The sequence below is a fragment of the Marinobacterium stanieri genome (genome assembly GCF_900155945.1).
Taxonomy (GTDB): Bacteria; Pseudomonadota; Gammaproteobacteria; order Pseudomonadales; family Balneatricaceae; genus Marinobacterium; species Marinobacterium stanieri.
The window spans coordinates 1-1,086 of record NZ_FTMN01000024.1 but is presented as its reverse complement, the minus strand read 5'-3'; the positions used below and the strand labels follow the sequence as shown (position 1 = coordinate 1,086).

The window sequence follows — 1,086 nt, the reverse complement described above, 5'->3', positions numbered from 1 at the left end:
CGGGAATTCAGATAATAAGTGCGACACTCATGGTTGAACGGCGAGAGGTAGCCAACTGCTGACAGTGGTACGCTTCATCTCGCCAAAGGTAGAAGTAAGTATCACCATGAGTTATCAGCAGTTGACCGAGGGGAAACGATACCAGATATCGGCCCTTCTTGTGCAGGGCTATTCCCTTTCAGCGATCGCCAGAGCGGTCAAGATCCACCGTTCCACTGTCTATCGGGAGTTGAAGCGTAACAGCGACCAGAACGTGTACGAACCGGAGAGTGCGCATCAGAAGGCCTTGCGTCGCCGAACCAGTTCTCACAAGCGTCGTGTGTCAGAACTGGTCGTACAGTATGTTGAAATGACGCTGTCTTGGTTATGGAGTCCTGAGCAAATAAGCGGTATCGGTAAACTCATTGGTCTACCCGTCAGCCATGAGTGGGTCTACCGCCATATTGCTGCCGATAAGGTTAGTGGCGGCAAGCTTTACAGGTATCTGCGCCAGGGACATAAACGCTATCGCAAAGGCAGAAATAGCAAGCGGTCGGCTATCCCGGAGCCGCTTTCGATCGATGAGCGCCCTGCTATTGTGGACGCACGGACACGCTTCGGTGACTGGGAAATTGATACTGTGCTGGGTAAACACGGAACCGGTGCTCTGGTGACGTTGGCTGAGCGCAAAAGTCGCTTGTATCTGGTACGTAGAGTCGGCTCCAAACGAGCGACAGACGTTCGTGACGCAGTTATTGCAATGCTCAAGCCCTATGCTGACCATGTGCATACGATCACGGCAGACAACGGAAGCGAATTTGTAGAGCACCAAGCAATCGCCAAGGCATTGAAGACAAAGTTTTATTTTGCCCACCCGTACTCATCATGGGAGCGCGGACTGAACGAGAACTTTAATGGTCTGTTGCGGCAGTTCATTCCGAAAGGTACGGATCTGCAATTGATTACCGACGAAGATGTCCGTCGCGTAGAGAAAAATTTAAACCTGAGGCCCCGCAAGTGCCTTGGGTTCAGGCAGCCTGAAGTCGTGTTTCGGGAATACCTTCAGGCTGCATAGGCGAGTGTCGCACTTCGTAGTTGAATCCGCGC

1 protein-coding gene is annotated in these 1,086 nt (G+C 52.2%); it reads left to right on the top strand.

Translation table 11 applies throughout. The features are described from left to right. The first annotated feature begins 106 nt into the window (after positions 1–106). Positions 107–1,054 carry an IS30 family transposase gene (locus tag BW956_RS22010; RefSeq protein ID WP_076466477.1) on the top strand — a complete coding sequence of 316 codons (948 nt, stop codon included), beginning with the start codon at positions 107–109 and terminating at the stop codon, positions 1,052–1,054. The last annotated feature ends 32 nt before the right edge of the window (positions 1,055–1,086 follow it).

Excerpts from the sequence above, each read along its gene's own strand:
- BW956_RS22010 (WP_076466477.1), top strand. The coding sequence starts at position 107 with ATGAGTTATCAGCAGTTGACCGAGGGGAAACGATACCAGATATCGGCC.